A 16,451-nucleotide genomic window follows, 5' to 3' on the forward strand; every position below is an offset into this window, starting at 1 on the left:
TATGACCAAAAAACTCACCGACCGACAAAAATCCCGTCTCTGGGAGCAAGACCGTAATGTCAATTTTCAGGCCAGCAGGCGTCTTGAAGGCGTTGAAAGCCCGCTGGTAACGCTTACAGCCGATGAAGCGCTGGCGCGTATTGAAGAGCTAAGGAGGCACTATGAGCGATAAATTCGGCGACGGTCGCGATCCTTACTTCTACTCTGGCATCAATGTTATGCGCAACAGGCTGGGTATTCGCGAGGCGCAACGGCTGGAACAGGCGGCATGGGAGCTCACCGCGTTACGTGCCGCCACGCTGGAACTGGGTCCGCTGGCCCGAGGGCTGCCACATCTGTGCGCCATTCACCGTCATATTTACCAGGATGTCTTCGACTGGGCGGGACAGGTGCGCAAAGTAGATATCTATCAGGGAGATACGCGTTTCTGCCATTTCGAATACATCGAAAAAGAGGGTAATGCGTTAATGCAGTCGCTTGAAGACGAAGAGTGGCTACAGGGGCTTGGGAAGGAAGAATTTATTGAGCGACTGGCGCATTACTACTGTGAAATCAATGTGCTGCACCCATTTCGTATTGGCAATGGCATTGCCCAGCGGATTTTCTTTGAACAGCTTGCGCTGCATGCCGGATACCGGCTGGACTGGCGTGGCGTCGACCCGGAAAACTGGAGTAAAGCGAACCAGACCGGGGCGATGGGTGACCTAAAACCGCTGTGCGAGATCTTCGGCAAAGTGGTAAGCGAAGCCGTCGAAACTGAGTAGAATAGGGCGGCTTAAAATGATGAGGCCGCCATGATCCTGCTTATTGATAATTACGACTCTTTTACCTGGAACCTGTATCAGTACTTTTGCGAACTGGGGGCACAGGTCGAGGTCAGGCGTAATGATGAGATCACCCTGGCGGATGTTGCGATTATGGCCCCCAAAAAGATCGTGATATCCCCAGGCCCCTGCACGCCGGATGAATCGGGTATCTCGCTGGAGGTTATTCGCCACTATGCTGGCACGTTGCCGATTCTCGGCGTCTGCCTCGGTCATCAGGCCATCGCCCAGGTTTTTGGCGCCCGCATTGTCCGGGCGCAACAGGTTATGCACGGGAAAACCTCTCCGATAACCCATACCGGGCAGGGCGTTTTTCGCGGCCTGAATAATCCGTTAACCGTCACGCGCTACCACTCTTTGTTGATCGATCCGCCTTCATTACCGGACTGCTTTGAGGTGACCGCCTGGAGCGAGACGCAAGAGATCATGGGGATTCGCCATCGTCAGTGGGATCTGGAAGGCGTGCAGTTTCACCCGGAAAGTATTCTTAGCGAGCAGGGACATGCGTTATTGAATAACTTTTTGCATCGCGCCGATTTTTAGTTGCCATTGAGTGATTTTTTATGCATATTTCGTGATTATATTTTCACTTCTACTTCTTGTTTAAAAAGGGTGGGGTTACATGGCAACTCAGCAGGGTGCAATCACGCGCGCAACATTTGACGAAGTCATTCTACCAATTTTCGCACCGGCCGAATTTATTCCGGTGAAAGGAAAAGGTAGCCGCGTGTGGGATCAGCAGGGTAAAGAGTACGTTGATTTTGCGGGTGGTATCGCCGTTACCGCGCTGGGGCATTGCCATCCGGCGCTGGTGGAAGCGTTAAAAACACAGGGCGAAACGCTGTGGCATACCAGCAACGTGTTTACGAATGAACCCGCATTGCGCCTGGCGCGTAAGCTGATCGACGCCACCTTCGCCGAGCGCGTGGTGTTTATGAACTCCGGCACCGAGGCCAACGAAACGGCATTCAAACTGGCGCGTTATTATGCATCTACCCGCCACAGTCCGCATAAAACCAAAATCATCGCTTTCCACAACGCGTTCCATGGCCGTTCACTGTTCACCGTGACCGTGGGCGGTCAGCCGAAATACTCGGACGGCTTCGGCCCGAAACCGGCGGATATCATTCATGTGCCCTATAACGACCTGCATGCGGTAAAAGCGGTCATGGACGATCATACCTGTGCGGTCGTGGTTGAACCGATTCAGGGGGAAGGCGGGGTGACGGCGGCAACGCCAGAGTTTTTACAGGGTTTGCGTGAGCTGTGCGATGAACACAAAGCGCTGCTGGTGTTTGATGAAGTGCAGTGTGGAATGGGGCGCAGCGGCGACCTCTTCGCCTACATGCACTATGGTGTCACCCCGGATATCCTGACCAGCGCCAAAGCGCTCGGCGGTGGTTTCCCGGTAAGCGCCATGCTCACCACTCAGGAGATTGCCAGCGCGTTCCATCCGGGTTCCCACGGTTCAACCTACGGCGGTAACCCGCTGGCCTGTGCTGTTGCCGGTGCGGCATTCGACATCATTAATACGCCAGAGGTCTTAAATGGCGTCAATGTGAAACGTGAACTGCTCGTTAAGCATCTTGAAGACATCAATGCGCAGTATGACCTGTTCAGCGAAATTCGCGGCATGGGGCTGCTGGTTGGCGCGGAACTGAAACCGCAATACAAAGGCCGTGCGCGTGATTTCCTCAACGCGGCGGCAAATGAAGGGCTAATGGTGCTTAATGCCGGTCCTGACGTAATGCGTTTTGCGCCGTCGCTTATCATTGAAGAGAACGATATCGCAGAAGGTATGCTGCGCTTCGCTAAAGCTGTAGCCAAAGTGGTTAACGCTTAAGAGCGCAAGCGGCGATTTAACCAGATGCCGTGATGTGGGCGCTGACGCCATGCCACCGACGAAATGGTGTGCATGGTGTTAAGATGCCCCAGGATCCGTTGCAGATGTTGCTCCAGCGTACTCATTGGGCCATGCGTCATGCTCTCTGGCGCCTCCAGAATATTCACATCTCCTGAACTTCCCGGACCATCATACTCCAGCCGCTGCTGACAACGTTGCAGGGCAATTTCGCAGGACTGCAGATAACGCTGAGCCAGTTCCGGCGTGAGCATGGTGTGCTCCCGCGCCAGCGTGGTCATTGCATTAATATGTTCGACAATAAACTGACTGTGCGTGACCCACAGTTTCATGTCTGCCAGGTAACGCGTATCAAAACCCGGCTCCTGCATGGCCTGATTCAGCGAGTTAAAGAGCGCATTGTGCGCCTGGTTTACCCGCATGCGTTGCCAGGCCAGCGGCGTCGCCTGGGGATCATCGCTCAGGATCAGCCGAATGGCATCCTGGTAAGTTTCCAGCGCGTCATGAGCATTTTTTCGCAGCAGGCCGCTTTGCCATTGAGGCCACAGCCAGACCATGCCACCAAAAGCTATCAGGCAGCCGATCAACGTATCGATAAGACGGGCAACAATAAATTGGTCGCCATTCAGTGTAAGCAACTGGAGTGTATAGACCGCGGTGAGAGTAAAACCGACCATCGCCCAGCCGTAGCTTTTGCGGATAATCAGATAGCTCACCAGCGTCACAATCAGCATCGCGGTGAGCGTGAAGCCTTCCGGTACGTGGTAGTGCAGCGTCGCGCCGGCAATGATCAGCCCGGCCATGGTGCCTGCCGCCCGGTGCAGGATGCGCACGCGTGTCGCCCCATAACCGTTTTGCGTAACAAACATCACCGTCATCATGATCCAGTAAGGTTTAGGCAGATGGAGCGCGCTGCCCATCAGGCTGGCAATACTGAGCATGACGCTAATGCGTGCCGCATTACGTAAGGCGGAGGATTTCAACGACAGATAACTTTTGAGAGCCGGGATCAGGGGCAAACGGCGCTGCTTCTCCGCCATCAGATCACGGACATAGAGCGGGCGCTGGGTACGCAGAACCCGGGCTATCTGGCTGAAATGCCAGGCGCAAAACTGCCCAACCGGGTTATCCGGGTGCTGGCGGGCAATTTTCTCCAGCGCGCCAATCTGTTTATCCATATTGAAGCGTTTGGGGTAGCGGTGATAAAGAATATCATCGGCTATGACCCGTAACCGCGCGGCAACGGTTTGCGCATTCCAGCGGATAACTTCCTCGGCATGGCTGCGTTCGACCAGCTCCTGCACTTCCTGCGGTTGGTGGAGGCTGACGGCAATATGTTCTTGTAAGTCCAGCGCCACCTGGAAGACGCGGCGTAACCGCTTGTAGTCGTTGTTGTTATTTGCCGCCAGCATATGCAGTTGTTGGTAACACTGGCTAATCATATCCACCGCCTTTTGCTGGCGTGCCAGGAGTGGCGGAAGGGCTTTTTCTGGATCGACGTGCTGCGTCAGTAAACTGTATTTCGCTTCGCAATAGTCCGCCAGTTGGCGATACAGCAGGCTCAAGGATTCACGCAGCGGTTGCTCTCGCCACAACCAGAACCAGAAGGCGTTAAACGCGCCGTACCACAGGGTACCCAGCCCATAAATCAGCAACGGCTCCCAGATGGGCATGTTACCGGCGAGGCTGAGAGTAAAGATGGCGGCAATGAGCGAGGCGGGTAGAAGCCGCCCGTGTAATGCGCTGATTTCTGCTGTGACGCCGAGCAAGAGCGTTAATCCGGTCAGAATCAGCGGCAGCGGAATATTTTGCGTCAGTAATAGCTGTACGGTGAGGCTACTGCCAGCAAAGAGTGTGCCGCCGATAATGACGCGTTTGAAGAAACGTTTATGCAGAGTATCCAGACCGGCAATATTGCAGCAGGCGGGAACGAGAGAAAACAGCAGACCAAGATCGAGACGACCTGCGATCAGACCCACGGTCACAGGGAGGCATAACACCAGCGTTTGTCGCAGTGCATAGTTGATTTCGGGGTGATAAATCAGCCTGCGCCACATGGGGAAGAGAGACAAAAACGGCGCATCGTTAAGGGCGATGCGCCGCTTGAGAATTAACGTGTACCGTACACGACAATGGTTTTACCGTGCGCGGAGATCAGGTTTTGATCTTCCAGCATTTTCAGGATACGGCCGACGGTTTCGCGGGAACAGCCAACGATCTGACCAATTTCCTGGCGGGTAATTTTAATTTGCATACCGTCCGGGTGGGTCATTGCATCCGGTTGTTTCGCCAGATTCAGCAGCGTCTGTGCGATACGGCCCGTCACATCAAGGAAGGCGAGGTTACCGACTTTTTCCGAGGTGACCTGCAGGCGACGCGCCATCTGGGAAGATAAGCGCATCAGGATATCCGGGTTCACCTGAATTAACTGGCGGAATTTTTTGTAGGAGATTTCGGCCACTTCACAAGCGGTTTTAGCGCGTACCCATGCACTGCGCTCCTGACCCTCTTCGAACAGACCCAGTTCACCGATAAAATCTCCCTGGTTAAGGTAAGAGAGGATCATCTCTTTACCTTCTTCATCCTTGATTAGCACAGCCACTGAGCCTTTGACGATGTAATACAACGTTTCCGCTTTTTCACCCTGGTGAATCAGCGTGCTCTTCGACGGGTACTTATGAATGTGGCAATGAGACAAGAACCATTCGAGAGTCGGGTCTGTTTGCGGTTTGCCAAGCACCATGCGCGGTTATCCTCTGTTATAAGCTGGCTCCAGACGCTGGATTCACATATCGCGTCCGGGGTTGCAATCTATCTTCCCCATACCTGGGAAGTGGACCGTCAGACATGCCTGCGGCCTGTAATATGTGATGTCCTCTGCATACATGCATAACGTCAATGTATCACTGTAGCATCGTGATTGTTTTAGCATAGCTTTTGTCGCGTGTCTCCTGGTGTCTCGCTTCAGCTTGACGCAGGTCGCCTTCCGTTGCGAGTTTTCTTATGTGCGCGTAATCTGTAAAGAAAACTGTAACTCCGGAGTGAATTAAAAATGCAAGCTCGTGTGAAATGGGTAGAAGGTTTAACGTTCCTTGGCGAGTCTGCGTCCGGGCACCAGATCCTGATGGATGGTAACTCAGGCGACAAAGCCCCAAGCCCGATGGAAATGGTGCTGATGGCAGCAGGCGGATGCAGCGCTATCGATGTTGTATCTATTTTGCAGAAAGGCCGCCACGATGTGAAAGATTGCGAAGTGAAGCTGACCTCAGAGCGTCGTGAAGAGGCTCCGCGTCTGTTCACGCATATCAATTTGCACTTTATCGTGACCGGCAAAGAGCTGAAAGAGGCGGCGGTATCGCGCGCGGTGGATCTCTCTGCCGAGAAGTATTGCTCCGTGGCATTAATGCTGGAGAAAGCGGTGAAAATCACGCATTCATATGAGGTGATTGAGGCCTGAGAACATAGGTCGGATAAGCGTCGCGTATCCGACACATTCCCCGGTGGCGCCGCGCTTACCGGGGCTACAGCGCTTGTGTCGGCTGGAGGCCTATTGAATCTTCTTCCCTTCCATCAGCCGTTGGACCAGCGGTGTCATGATCAGCTCCATTGCTAACCCCATTTTGCCGCCAGGCACCACAAGCGTATTCATGTGTGAAATGAACGAACCCTGCAACATCGCCAGCAACCAGGGATAGTCGATCCCTTCAAGATTTCGAAAATGAATCACCACAAAGCTCTCATCGAGCGATGGGATCACTTTGGCGGCGAACGGGTTGGAGGTATCCACCGTCGGCACGCGCTGGAAATTAATATGGGTGCGGGAAAATTGTGGGGTGATGAAATTGATGTAGTCTTCCATCGATCGAACCACCGAGTCCATCACTGCCTCACGGGAATGACCGCGCTCGCTGGTATCGCGTACCAACTTTTGCATCCACTCGAGGTTGACGATGGGCACCACGCCTACCAGCAGATCGACGTGGCGGGCGACATCGTGCTGGGGCGTTACCACGCCGCCGTGCAACCCTTCATAAAACAGCACATCTGTTGGCTCCGGCAGGGGCTGCCAGGGGGTGAACGTACCGGGAACCTGGTTCCAGGGAACGGCTTCATCGTAGGTGTGCAGATATTTTCGTGCCTGGCCTGTGCCGGTTTGTCCGTACTCAATAAACGTTTGTTCCAGCAGGCCGAAGTCATTCGCTTCCGGGCCAAAATAGCTGATATGTCGACCTAAATCGCGGGCTTTACGAATTGCCATGTCCATTTCAGGGCGGGTATAGCGATGAAAACTGTCACCTTCAACCTCGGCGGCATGCAAATTCAGTTGAGCAAAGATTTTGCGAAACGCGAGGCTGGTGGTGGTGGTTCCCGCACCGCTGGAACCTGTTACGGCAATAACCGGATGTTTAGCGGACATAGCAGCTCCCTGAGTAAACCATTGTTGTAGACGAAGCCAGCCGCCAGTGAGTTACTCGCGAAACTGCGAGCGCGGCATAATGTTGACGGTTTCGTGCAGTTCTGACCACACCAGTACGGCCTCACCGTTTTTAAGTTGCCGTCTCACATCGGCGACCTTTTGTTCGAGTGAGCGCTCATGTTCACCATAATCGGTGCCTTCACGCAAGACAAAGCTTTCAATCAGGCTGTCGAGCGTCTCAGGCGCCAGGTCCTGCCAGGGAATAATCATTTAGCTTTCCAGATAAGTTTGCAGCCAGTCGGGGATACGTTTTTCCAGCCACATTTCCGGGTGAAGTAACGTGCCGCCCACAAACCCCACGTGACCGCCATGTTCGGTGAGTTGATATTCTACCGACGGCGGTAATGTCTGCGTATCGGGGATCACATTTTGATCCATAAAGGGGTCATCTTTAGCATGGATGATCAGCGTCGGTTTGCTGATTTTATTCAGCAACGGCATGGCGCTGCACTGGCGGTAATAGTCAATCGCATCGGCAAAACCATGGATGCGCGCCGTAATCGCATCATCAAAATCGCGCAGACGACGCAGACGTTTCAACTGCCGTAAATCAATGGGTAAGGAACCCGGATAGGCTTTTAATTTGCGCGACGCATTGGCTTTCAGCAGGTTGAGCAGATAGTGCTGATACACCCGTGAAAAGCCGGTTTCGATATGGGCGCTGCACGCTTCCAGTACAAAGGGAGCAGAGACAATGACCGCAGCATCCAGGGGTACGCGATTTTCCTCTTTAGCCAGCAGGCAGGCCAGCATATTGCCGCCCAGCGAATAGCCCACCGCCGCGGTAGGGACCTGGCCAAACTCCCGTTGTAGCCAGTGCAAAAACCAGGTGCCATCTTCGGTTTCGCCAGAGTGATAAATGCGGTTAAGGCGGTTAGGTTCACCGCTGCAGCCACGGAAATGCATCACCACGCCCAGCCAGCCGCGCGCTTTTGCTGCTTCTATCAGTCCATGAGCATAGGGACTGTGCAGGCTGCCTTCCAGCCCGTGAAAGACCACCAGCCGTGGTTTATGTCTTGCCAGCACAGGGTCTTCGCTCCAGGCGAGATCCACAAAATCGCCATCGGGCAGTTCCAGGCGCTGCCAGGTCGGCGTAAAGCCCAGTTTCCGGCGGATCAATCGCGGGAGCATGGTCTGGAAATGCGGATTGCTTCCGCCGCGCAGTGGGCGGAACGCAGAGCTATCAGCAGCCATTTCCGAGAGTCGTGAAGGTGTAATTTCAGCCATAGTAAAGAACAATAGAATCAAGAATGGGACAACTATAGCTGCTCGATGTTGCGCCGTTTTTTCATTTCGCGGGACATCGTGCAGGCCATACTAGTCCGTCAGTAAATTTCGGGAAAAGAGATGAATATCGACACCCGGCTTTCGTCGCCACAAGCGTGCTTTTCGCGCACCTGTCGCTACGCTCTCGCCTGTCTCTTCAAACATGCCTGAGGCCTCAAATCGGCGAATCAGGCTTTTTCGCTGGATAGGCTGGCCGAGGATAATCTCCGTCGCCTCCTGCAATTGTGTCTGGGTAAAGGTATCAGGCAGACAATACACTGGCAGTAAAGAGTACATGGTTTTCTGTCGTAACCGTTGTAGCGCCGTCTGAATTATCTCCCGGTGATCGAAGGCCAGGTCGATATCATCCAGCCCGGTTACGGGCATCCATTTGGCATCGCTGACGCTCGCGATATGCGGCGCGCAGGCTACCCAGGAGATTAACGCATACCAGGCGATGGTCAGACTCCAGCCACGGGGATCGCGTTTTGCCCCGGAAAACGTATCCAGTTGCTCCAGCCAGGAAGGGGAGACGCCCGTTTTTTCTGTCAGTTTACGTAATGCCGTGGCTCGCGTGGATTCATCTTTTTCCATATCGATAAATCCGCCAGGCAGGCCCCAACGCCCCTGTTGAGGGTGACTCGCTCGTTTCACCAGCAAAACGCGAAGCGCCTGCTCGTGCAGCGTGAACAGCACACTGTCTACCGTCACCAGGGGGGAAGGGAACCGGCTGGCATCATAAGAATCCAGATACTCTGCTTCGCTGATCATCGCTTACTCGGCTTATTAAACACGCCACAAGTTTATCAGCCCACCCAATGGCGGCAAGCTAACTTTTAACTCCTTAAATATCAATTTGTTAACTTTTTATTTGCGCGGTAGGGAAAAAATCTCTTGCCAATAAGTGTCCCATGGACAATATTATAAGTGTCTTAATGACACTAATCAATGGTGAGGTGAATCATGACCAGCAGAATCGCGTTAACACTTGATAATCAACCCGTTGAAATCGAACGGGGTGTCTTTCCCGACGGCGCGGTATGGCTGAAAGTCATCGGTGAACTGCCACGTTTTGCTCAGGTCATGCGGGTTCGCGTTGCCGCCATGCGCGATATGAACGATTTCATGCTGTTAGCCCAACTGGTTGATGCCGTGCGTCACGTTACGGACATCGCCGTAAGCCATCTTGAACTGGCATGGCTGCCCTGGGCGCGCCAGGACCGACACATGGTTAACGGCGACAGTTTTGCGCTTAAAGTATTCGCTAACCAATTGAACACACTGAACTTCAACAAAGTTTTTCTGCTGGATCCCCACAGTGATGCGGCAGCGGCGGCCATCAACAATAGCGTGGTGATTGCACAGGAAACCTGCCTGATGAAAAGCGAAAATCTGCTTCAGGCGATAAACACAGGCAAATTGATGCTTGTAGCACCCGATGCCGGGGCATTGAAGAAAATTCATAACGTAGCCAAAGCCAGTGGGGCGCGGGACTATGCCATCCTCACGAAAGAGCGTGATGTTGCAACGGGTAACCTGACCGGTTTTTCCCTCGTCTCCGGCAATGTGGCAGGCAAAGATGTGCTAATTGTGGATGACCTTTGCGATGCGGGCGGTACCTTTATCGGCTCTGCTCAGGTACTACGTGATGCCGGCGCGCGCAGCGTGAGTTTATATGTAACCCACGGCGTGTTTTCTAAAGGAGTGGAGAACCTGCTGAACAATGGTATTGACGCCATTTATACCACTACTTCTTTTGCCTCTTCTGAGCTTCGCGACCCTCGCGTTGAGCTTATCGATATCGACACTATTTTTTGCGCTTAAGGGAGATAACACCATGAAAATGAACCCCATCCTGGCTATCGACGGTTACAAAGTTTCCCACCGCGCGCAGTACCCGCAAGGGACCACGCAGGTGTACTCCAACTTTACGCCGCGCAGCGATCGCTTTTTCTCATCTCCCGTGGCGGACGGTAAGCTGGTGTTCTTTGGCCTGCAGGGGTTTTTGCAGTGGTTTATGGTCGATTTGTTCAACGATGCCTTTTTTGCCCGCCCACAAGAAGACGTGGTAAATGAATACAAAGCGGTGATGGACAGCTACCTGGGCAAAGACGCCGTGCCGGTTGACCACATTCGCGCACTGCACAATTTGGGTTATCTGCCTCTGCACGTTAAATCTCTTGATGAGGGCAGCAAAGTGCCGATGAAAGTGCCGGTGCTGACCATCACCAATACCCGTGACGAGTTCTTCTGGCTGGTGAATTATCTTGAGACGGTGCTCTCCGCTGAATTGTGGAAAGCCTCCACCAACGCCACCATTGCGCACCACTACCGTAAAGTCTGTGAACAGTGGGCGGTAAAAACCTGCAGCGATATGTCACATATTGATTTCCAGTGCCACGACTTTTCTTTCCGTGGCATGGCGGGTCTCCAGGACACAATGCAGGCCGGTGCCGGGCACCTGCTGAGTTTTAAAGGTACCGACAGCATTCCGTCGCTGCTCTACGCCCGTGATCACTACACCGCTGGCGAGGACTATTTTATCGGCGCGAGCATTCCGGCCACCGAGCATAGCGTGATGTGCATGGGCGAGAAGGAACAAGAAATTGAAACCTTCCGTCGTTTGATAGTCGATCTCTATCCGCAGGGCTTTGTCTCAATCGTCTCGGATACCTGGGATTACTGGCGGGTGATGACGGAATACACCCGTGAACTGAAACAGATAATCCTTAATCGTGAAGGGCGCGTCGTGTTCCGCCCGGACAGCGGTGACCCAGTTGAGATCCTGTGTGGCACCGGGGCGGATGATGATACCCGCAACACGCGCACCCCGGAGGAGAAAGGTTCTGTGGAAGTGTTATGGGAGATCTTCGGCGGCACCGTGAATGAGAAGGGCTACAAGGTACTCGACCCGCATGTTGGCCTGATTTATGGCGACTCCATTACTCTTGCGCGGGCAGATGAAATCCTGCGTCGCCTGGAAGCCAAAGGTTTTGCCAGCTCAAATGTTGTCTTCGGGGTGGGATCATTTACCTATCAGTACAACACACGCGATACATTTGGTTTTGCGATGAAAGCGACATGGGGCGTGGTTAACGGCGAAGGGCGGATGATCTTCAAAGAGCCGAAAACTGACAGCGGCCTGAAACGTTCAGCGCGCGGGCTGTTACGGGTAGAAAGAGACGCGCAGGGTGAGCTGCAACTGCATGATGAACAAACCTGGGAGCAGGAAAAAACCGGTGAACTGAAAACGCGTTTCCTGGACGGCAAACTGTATAACGTTGACCATTTTGAACAGATTCGCCAGCGCCTGACCGCCCAGCGCTAACCGCTCTACTCCATTCCGGGGGCGCATTGTGCCCCCTACTTGCTACAGATTTTCCCCTCTTAAAATGATCCTCGTCACAAATCATCACTTTGATTATTACTCTCAGGCTAACAATCGTCTTTTATCCTTAATTGATGCCTTTCTCACCAGCGCGCACACTTTACTCAGTGTTAAGAAAATCAAAATGATTCGCTGAATCAGGAGGTTAATAATGTTATCTGGACAAACACCAGAACGGATGTGGAATACGCGGCGCACGGAAAAACAGCGTCGCCTGGCATCCGTACCCGTACAGGGCAAGGTGCTGCCGACCGACGATCTGGTCGCCATGCTGGAAAAATTGATCGCGCCGGGCGACAAAGTGGTACTGGAAGGGAATAACCAAAAACAGGCCGATTTTCTCTCCCGCGCGCTGGCGTCGGTCAACCCGCAAAAAGTCCATGACCTGCATATGATCATGCCAAGCGTCGGACGCAGTGAACATCTCGACATTTTCGAAAAAGGCATCGCCCACAAGCTGGACTTTTCTTTCTCGGGTACCCAAAGCCTGCGTATCTCACAGTTGCTGGAAGATGGCCTGCTGGAAATCGGCGCTATTCATACCTACATCGAGCTGTATTCCCGCCTGTATGTTGACCTCTCGCCAAACGTGGCACTGATTGCCGGTTACAAAGCGGACCGTAAAGGCAATCTCTACACCGGGCCGAGTACCGAAGACACCCCGGCGCTGGTGGAAGCGGCCGCCTTCCGCGACGGTATTGTTATCGCCCAGGTCAATGAACTGGTGGATGACGAATGCGATTTACCGCGTGTGGACATCCCTGGCTCGTGGATTGACTACGTGGTTGTGGCTGATAAGCCTTTCTTTATTGAACCGCTGTTTACCCGCGACCCGCGCCTGATCAAACAGGAACACATTCTGATGGCGATGATGGCCATCAAAGGTATCTACGCCGAGCATCAGGTGCAGTCGCTGAATCACGGTATCGGCTTTAACACCGCGGCGATTGAACTGTTGCTGCCGACTTACGGCGAACAGCTTGGTCTGAAAGGCAAAATCTGTAAGCACTGGACGCTGAACCCGCATCCGACGCTGATCCCGGCCATTGAAAGCGGCTGGGTGGAGAGCGTGCACTGCTTCGGCGGCGAACTGGGGATGGAAGAGTACATCCGCGCCCGCCCGGACGTGTTCTTTACCGGCGCAGACGGTTCTATGCGCTCCAACCGCGCCTTCTGTCAACTGGCGGGGCAGTACGCGGTGGATATGTTTATCGGCTCGACCCTGCAGGTGGATGGCCTGGCAAACTCGTCGACGGTGACCCGTGGGCGTCTGGCTGGTTTCGGCGGTGCGCCAAATATGGGCCATGACCCGCATGGTCGTCGTCATGCGACGCCTGCCTGGCTGAATATGATCACCGAACCTGACCCCATGCAGCGCGGTAAAAAGCTGGTGGTGCAGATGGTTGAGACCTTCCAGGCCGGTGCAAAACCCACCTTTGTGGAAACGCTTGATGCTGTAGAGGTGGCCAAAACGTCCGGTATGCCGCTGGCGCCGGTCATGATTTATGGCGATGACGTCACCCATGTGCTGACGGAAGAAGGCATTGCTTACCTCTATCGTGCTGAAAGCCTTGAAGAGCGCCGTGCGATGGTCGCCGCCGTGGCGGGTATCACCGATATTGGCCTGGGCGTAGACGCCAAACGCGTCGCCGAACTGCGCCGCAGTGGCAAAGTGGTTTACCCGGAAGATATGGGTATTCGCCGCACCGAGGCCACCCGTTCGTTACTGGCGGCAAGCAGCGTGGCAGACCTGGTGGAATGGTCCGGTGGTCTTTATAACCCGCCTGCGAAATTCCGGAGCTGGTAATGAAACTTCTGCCACAGATTCAGGTTGAAGGCGGTGCCGAATGGCTGGCGCGAACCGCCACGCAGTGTCTGATTGACGAAGCACGATTAAGCCCGAAACCCGGTCTGGTGGACAGTCGGGGGAACGGCGCGCACCACGACTTAACGCTTGCGCTGATGGAACGCTCTGCCCATAGCCTGACCCCCACGTTTCAGGCGCTGGCGCAACAAAGCTGGCAACGTCCGGCGGACATTGCGCTACGACAAACCATTGGACGACTCGGACGTGTTGGCGAACAGCAGATGATGGCGGCAACAGGTGGCGTGAATACCCACCGTGGTGCGATTTGGGCGCTGGGGCTGCTGGTCAGCGCGGTGGCGATGCGTGGTGGCGATGCGAGCGCGTCTGTTATTGCAGCGACCGCCGCCACACTGGCGAAACTGCCGGACGCCGCCGCGCCCAAAATTTTCAGTAAAGGGCTTCGCGCTACACATCGCTATCGCGTACCCGGTGCCAGAGAAGAGGCACAACAGGCCTTCCCGCATATTTTGCAGCTCGCCTTACCGCAATTGCGTTTGAGCCGGAATAACGGTGGCAGTGAATCTCACGCCCGGATTGATGCCCTGATGGCCATCATGACCTCGCTTACCGATACCTGCGTGCTCTCCCGTGCCGGGATGGAAGGGCTTGAGGCCATGCAGCACGGCGCGCGTGCCGTTTTAACCGCGGGGGGCAGTGCGACCCCGGAAGGACAGCAGGCGCTCCACCTCCTGGATCGTCAAATGCTGGCGCTGAACGCCTCTCCGGGTGGTGCGGCAGACTTACTGGCTGCCACTCTGTTTCTTGACCGTATCGGGACGCCCTATTTCAAGCATTAAGAGGATGTTATGGAAAAAATCACATTAACCGTGCCCGCCAGCCGTACCTTAAATGGCAAAGCGCTGGCAGGGGTTGTTGGTTCAGGGGATATGGAGGTGTTATTCACCGCCGACCAGAGCCAGACACTCACTATAGATATCACGACTTCCGTCGACAACAGCCGTGGCCGCTGGGAAGCCTTGTTCAACCGTCTGCAAACCGTCAGCAGCCTGCCTGCGGGCAAACTGATCATTCACGATTTCGGCGCCACGCCTGGCGTCGCGCGCATTCGTATTGAACAGGTCTTTGAAGAGGTGAGCTATGCGTGATGATCGCAGTTTTATCGAACTAAAAGCACGCCAGCGTGCGCATGCATTGCTGGATGAAGGCAGCTACCGTGAGCTGCTCGACCCGTTTGAAGGGATTGTCTCCCCGTGGCTGGGCGCGCAGGGCATCGTGCCGCAGGCCGATGACGGCATGGTGGTGGCGAAAGGCACCATCAACGGCAAACCTGCCGTGGTCGTCGCCATTGAGGGCGCCTTCCAGGGCGGCAGCATGGGCGAAGTCTCCGGTGCCAAAATGGCAGCGGCGCTGGAACTGGCGGCAGAAGATAACCGCAACGGTATCCCGACTCAGGCGGTGCTGAGTCTGGAAACCGGTGGCGTTCGTCTGCAGGAGGCCAACCTTGGCCTGGCGGCGATTGCTGATATTCATGCCGCGATTGTTGACCTGCGCCGCTATACCCCGGTGATCGGTATTGTGGCCGGGACCGTGGGCTGCTTCGGTGGGATGTCCATTGCCGCAGCGTTGTGCAGTTATCTGATTGTCACCCGCGAAGCCCGCCTGGGGCTGAACGGTCCGCAGGTCATCGAACAGGAAGCGGGTATTGAAGAGTACGACTCCCGCGACCGTCCGTTTATCTGGAGCATGACCGGTGGAGAAGTACGCTATCAAAGCGGGCTGGTGGATGCGCTGGTGGGCGATGGTGTAAACGCGGTGAAACAAGCCATGAACGAGGCGATTGCCAAAGGTGTACCGGCAAAACATCGCACCGATAACTACGACGACTACCTTGCCCGTCTGACCAATTTCGACACCCGCAAACAGGCTGATGCCGAACAGATTAAAGCCCTTTTTGCCCGGGAGGTGAAATGATGAGTACTGCAATAAGCCGTGGCGAACTCTGGCTGGAAACTCTCGCCCCAAACGCCCAGCGCCTGGCAGGCTTATGCCCGTCCGTACAGGTAGCCGATGGTGAACTGAACGGTGAAACGGTGCGCTTTGTTGCCGTTGTCCCTGATGCGAATAACCATTTCCCGCGCGCCGCCAAAGGCGAGGTGGGCCTGCTGGAAGGCTGGACGCTGGCGAAAGTTATCAGCGAAACGGTCGCCGCTGATGCGGATAAAGCCGTAAAACGCCCGATTGTGGCGGTAATTGATGTGCCAAGCCAGGCGTACGGTCGCCGTGAAGAAGGTTTTGGTATTCACCAGTCGCTGGCCGGTGCCGCTGCGGCCTATGCCAATGCGCGCCTGGCGGGCCATCCGGTGATTGGTCTCATTGTTGGTAAAGCGATGTCCGGCGCGTTTCTGGCGCACGGTTATCAGGCTAACCGGCTGATTGCCTTCAACGACAAAGGCGTTTTGATTCACGCGATGGGTAAAGAGTCCGCCGCGCGTATCACCTTGCGTACCGTAGAGGCGCTGGAAAAACTGGCGGCAACCATCCCACCGATGGCGTATGACATCAGTAACTACGCCACCCTGGGGCTGCTGGAAAATCTGCTGGATATCAGCAATCCGGATGCGCCATCGTCGTCCGATCTGGCGCTGGTGAAAACCACGCTGCAAGAGGCTATCAACGCCGCTCGTCAGGATGCCACCCTGAAAAACCGTCTGGGCGCTGACAATCGCCGCAGCTCTGCGCTTGTGCGTGAACGCATGAAAGCGAGCTGGTAAGTAAAAAAGAGACCTGCCAGATGCATTAACTCCGTG

18 protein-coding genes are annotated in these 16,451 nt (G+C 54.7%); 12 read left to right on the plus strand and 6 right to left on the minus strand.

All coding sequences use genetic code 11. The annotated features are described in order from the left end of the window. Position 1 precedes the first annotated feature (1 nt). The 4 genes from MRY16398_RS02115 (at position 2) to argD (ending at position 2,667) form a co-directional block, all read left to right on the plus strand. The gene (locus MRY16398_RS02115) at positions 2–172 is read left to right on the plus strand and encodes a YhfG family protein (RefSeq protein WP_064572417.1); all 171 of its coding nucleotides are present in this window, start codon (positions 2–4) and stop codon (positions 170–172) included. Continuing rightward, the gene (locus MRY16398_RS02120; protein ID WP_125123785.1) at positions 162–764 is read left to right on the plus strand and encodes a putative adenosine monophosphate-protein transferase Fic; all 603 of its coding nucleotides are present in this window, start codon (positions 162–164) and stop codon (positions 762–764) included. Before MRY16398_RS02115 ends, MRY16398_RS02120 begins: the two co-directional genes overlap by 11 nt. A 30-nt stretch (positions 765–794) precedes the next feature. Further along, positions 795–1,367 (plus strand): aminodeoxychorismate synthase component 2, encoded by a 573-nt coding sequence (gene pabA, locus MRY16398_RS02125; protein ID WP_125123786.1) that lies wholly within the window; start codon positions 795–797, stop codon positions 1,365–1,367. 79 nt (positions 1,368–1,446) lie between these two features. Continuing rightward, positions 1,447–2,667: a bifunctional acetylornithine/succinyldiaminopimelate transaminase gene (argD, locus tag MRY16398_RS02130; RefSeq protein WP_125123787.1), complete on the plus strand. Its 1,221-nt coding sequence runs from the start codon at positions 1,447–1,449 to the stop codon at positions 2,665–2,667. On the opposite strand, the gene MRY16398_RS02135 is transcribed toward argD, so the two are convergent. After that, positions 2,664–4,742, minus strand: coding sequence for a YccS/YhfK family putative transporter (locus tag MRY16398_RS02135; protein WP_041851411.1), 2,079 nt, complete (start codon positions 4,740–4,742; stop codon positions 2,664–2,666). The genes argD and MRY16398_RS02135 overlap by 4 nt on opposite strands. A gap of 53 nt (positions 4,743–4,795) precedes the next feature. Next, positions 4,796–5,428, minus strand: coding sequence for a cAMP-activated global transcriptional regulator CRP (gene crp, locus MRY16398_RS02140; RefSeq protein ID WP_000242758.1), 633 nt, complete (start codon positions 5,426–5,428; stop codon positions 4,796–4,798). Between the two features lie 309 nt (positions 5,429–5,737). On the opposite strand from crp, the gene MRY16398_RS02145 reads away from it, so the two are divergent. Continuing rightward, the gene (locus MRY16398_RS02145; protein ID WP_041851412.1) at positions 5,738–6,142 is read left to right on the plus strand and encodes an OsmC family protein; all 405 of its coding nucleotides are present in this window, start codon (positions 5,738–5,740) and stop codon (positions 6,140–6,142) included. A gap of 90 nt (positions 6,143–6,232) precedes the next feature. On the opposite strand, the gene MRY16398_RS02150 is transcribed toward MRY16398_RS02145, so the two are convergent. The 4 genes from MRY16398_RS02150 to MRY16398_RS02165 form a co-directional block, all read right to left on the minus strand. Continuing rightward, positions 6,233–7,102, minus strand: a complete 870-nt coding sequence (locus MRY16398_RS02150; protein WP_041851413.1) for a phosphoribulokinase — start codon at positions 7,100–7,102, stop codon at positions 6,233–6,235. Between the two features lie 51 nt (positions 7,103–7,153). Then, positions 7,154–7,372: a YheU family protein gene (locus tag MRY16398_RS02155; RefSeq protein ID WP_041851414.1), complete on the minus strand. Its 219-nt coding sequence runs from the start codon at positions 7,370–7,372 to the stop codon at positions 7,154–7,156. Then, entirely contained in the window at positions 7,373–8,389 is a 1,017-nt protein-coding gene (locus MRY16398_RS02160) for a hydrolase (protein ID WP_108700536.1), read from the minus strand. It lies immediately after the preceding gene. A 90-nt stretch (positions 8,390–8,479) separates the two neighbouring features. Continuing rightward, entirely contained in the window at positions 8,480–9,199 is a 720-nt protein-coding gene (locus MRY16398_RS02165) for an NUDIX hydrolase (protein WP_041851415.1), read from the minus strand. Positions 9,200–9,391: 192 nt separating this feature from the next. On the opposite strand from MRY16398_RS02165, the gene prs reads away from it, so the two are divergent. The 7 genes from prs to mdcE all read left to right on the plus strand — a co-directional run bounded on the left by prs (position 9,392) and on the right by mdcE (position 16,415). Beyond that, entirely contained in the window at positions 9,392–10,252 is an 861-nt protein-coding gene (prs, locus tag MRY16398_RS02170) for a ribose-phosphate diphosphokinase (protein WP_125123788.1), read from the plus strand. A gap of 13 nt (positions 10,253–10,265) precedes the next feature. Continuing rightward, entirely contained in the window at positions 10,266–11,756 is a 1,491-nt protein-coding gene (locus MRY16398_RS02175; RefSeq protein WP_125123789.1) for a nicotinate phosphoribosyltransferase, read from the plus strand. A 211-nt stretch (positions 11,757–11,967) separates the two neighbouring features. After that, on the plus strand, positions 11,968–13,623 hold the full coding sequence (mdcA, locus tag MRY16398_RS02180; RefSeq protein WP_125123790.1) for a malonate decarboxylase subunit alpha: 1,656 nt from the start codon (positions 11,968–11,970) through the stop codon (positions 13,621–13,623). Next, positions 13,623–14,480: a triphosphoribosyl-dephospho-CoA synthase gene (locus MRY16398_RS02185; protein ID WP_041851419.1), complete on the plus strand. Its 858-nt coding sequence runs from the start codon at positions 13,623–13,625 to the stop codon at positions 14,478–14,480. The genes mdcA and MRY16398_RS02185 overlap by 1 nt, the downstream gene beginning before the upstream one ends. Positions 14,481–14,489: 9 nt before the next feature. Further along, on the plus strand, positions 14,490–14,789 hold the full coding sequence (mdcC, locus tag MRY16398_RS02190) for a malonate decarboxylase acyl carrier protein (RefSeq protein ID WP_041851420.1): 300 nt from the start codon (positions 14,490–14,492) through the stop codon (positions 14,787–14,789). Further along, positions 14,782–15,615, plus strand: coding sequence for a biotin-independent malonate decarboxylase subunit beta (locus tag MRY16398_RS02195; protein ID WP_041851421.1), 834 nt, complete (start codon positions 14,782–14,784; stop codon positions 15,613–15,615). The genes mdcC and MRY16398_RS02195 overlap by 8 nt, the downstream gene beginning before the upstream one ends. Beyond that, complete coding sequence (gene mdcE, locus MRY16398_RS02200) at positions 15,615–16,415, plus strand: biotin-independent malonate decarboxylase subunit gamma (protein ID WP_125125622.1); 801 nt, start codon at positions 15,615–15,617, stop codon at positions 16,413–16,415. The genes MRY16398_RS02195 and mdcE overlap by 1 nt, the downstream gene beginning before the upstream one ends. The last annotated feature ends 36 nt before the right edge of the window (positions 16,416–16,451 follow it).

It is taken from the genome of Phytobacter sp. MRY16-398 (assembly GCF_003925915.1).
Classification (GTDB): Bacteria; Pseudomonadota; Gammaproteobacteria; order Enterobacterales; family Enterobacteriaceae; genus Phytobacter; species Phytobacter diazotrophicus.

Bases quoted from the DNA above. Each gene is read 5' to 3' on its own strand.
- MRY16398_RS02115 (WP_064572417.1), top strand. From the start codon at position 2: ATGACCAAAAAACTCACCGACCGACAAAAATCCCGTCTCTGGGAGCAA.
- MRY16398_RS02120 (WP_125123785.1), top strand. From the start codon at position 162: ATGAGCGATAAATTCGGCGACGGTCGCGATCCTTACTTCTACTCTGGC.
- pabA (WP_125123786.1), top strand. From the start codon at position 795: ATGATCCTGCTTATTGATAATTACGACTCTTTTACCTGGAACCTGTAT.
- argD (WP_125123787.1), top strand. From the start codon at position 1,447: ATGGCAACTCAGCAGGGTGCAATCACGCGCGCAACATTTGACGAAGTC.
- MRY16398_RS02135 (WP_041851411.1), bottom strand. From the start codon at position 4,742: ATGTGGCGCAGGCTGATTTATCACCCCGAAATCAACTATGCACTGCGA.
- crp (WP_000242758.1), bottom strand. From the start codon at position 5,428: ATGGTGCTTGGCAAACCGCAAACAGACCCGACTCTCGAATGGTTCTTG.
- MRY16398_RS02145 (WP_041851412.1), top strand. From the start codon at position 5,738: ATGCAAGCTCGTGTGAAATGGGTAGAAGGTTTAACGTTCCTTGGCGAG.
- MRY16398_RS02150 (WP_041851413.1), bottom strand. From the start codon at position 7,102: ATGTCCGCTAAACATCCGGTTATTGCCGTAACAGGTTCCAGCGGTGCG.
- MRY16398_RS02155 (WP_041851414.1), bottom strand. From the start codon at position 7,372: ATGATTATTCCCTGGCAGGACCTGGCGCCTGAGACGCTCGACAGCCTG.
- MRY16398_RS02160 (WP_108700536.1), bottom strand. From the start codon at position 8,389: ATGGCTGAAATTACACCTTCACGACTCTCGGAAATGGCTGCTGATAGC.
- MRY16398_RS02165 (WP_041851415.1), bottom strand. From the start codon at position 9,199: ATGATCAGCGAAGCAGAGTATCTGGATTCTTATGATGCCAGCCGGTTC.
- prs (WP_125123788.1), top strand. From the start codon at position 9,392: ATGACCAGCAGAATCGCGTTAACACTTGATAATCAACCCGTTGAAATC.
- MRY16398_RS02175 (WP_125123789.1), top strand. From the start codon at position 10,266: ATGAAAATGAACCCCATCCTGGCTATCGACGGTTACAAAGTTTCCCAC.
- mdcA (WP_125123790.1), top strand. From the start codon at position 11,968: ATGTTATCTGGACAAACACCAGAACGGATGTGGAATACGCGGCGCACG.
- MRY16398_RS02185 (WP_041851419.1), top strand. From the start codon at position 13,623: ATGAAACTTCTGCCACAGATTCAGGTTGAAGGCGGTGCCGAATGGCTG.
- mdcC (WP_041851420.1), top strand. From the start codon at position 14,490: ATGGAAAAAATCACATTAACCGTGCCCGCCAGCCGTACCTTAAATGGC.
- MRY16398_RS02195 (WP_041851421.1), top strand. From the start codon at position 14,782: ATGCGTGATGATCGCAGTTTTATCGAACTAAAAGCACGCCAGCGTGCG.
- mdcE (WP_125125622.1), top strand. From the start codon at position 15,615: ATGAGTACTGCAATAAGCCGTGGCGAACTCTGGCTGGAAACTCTCGCC.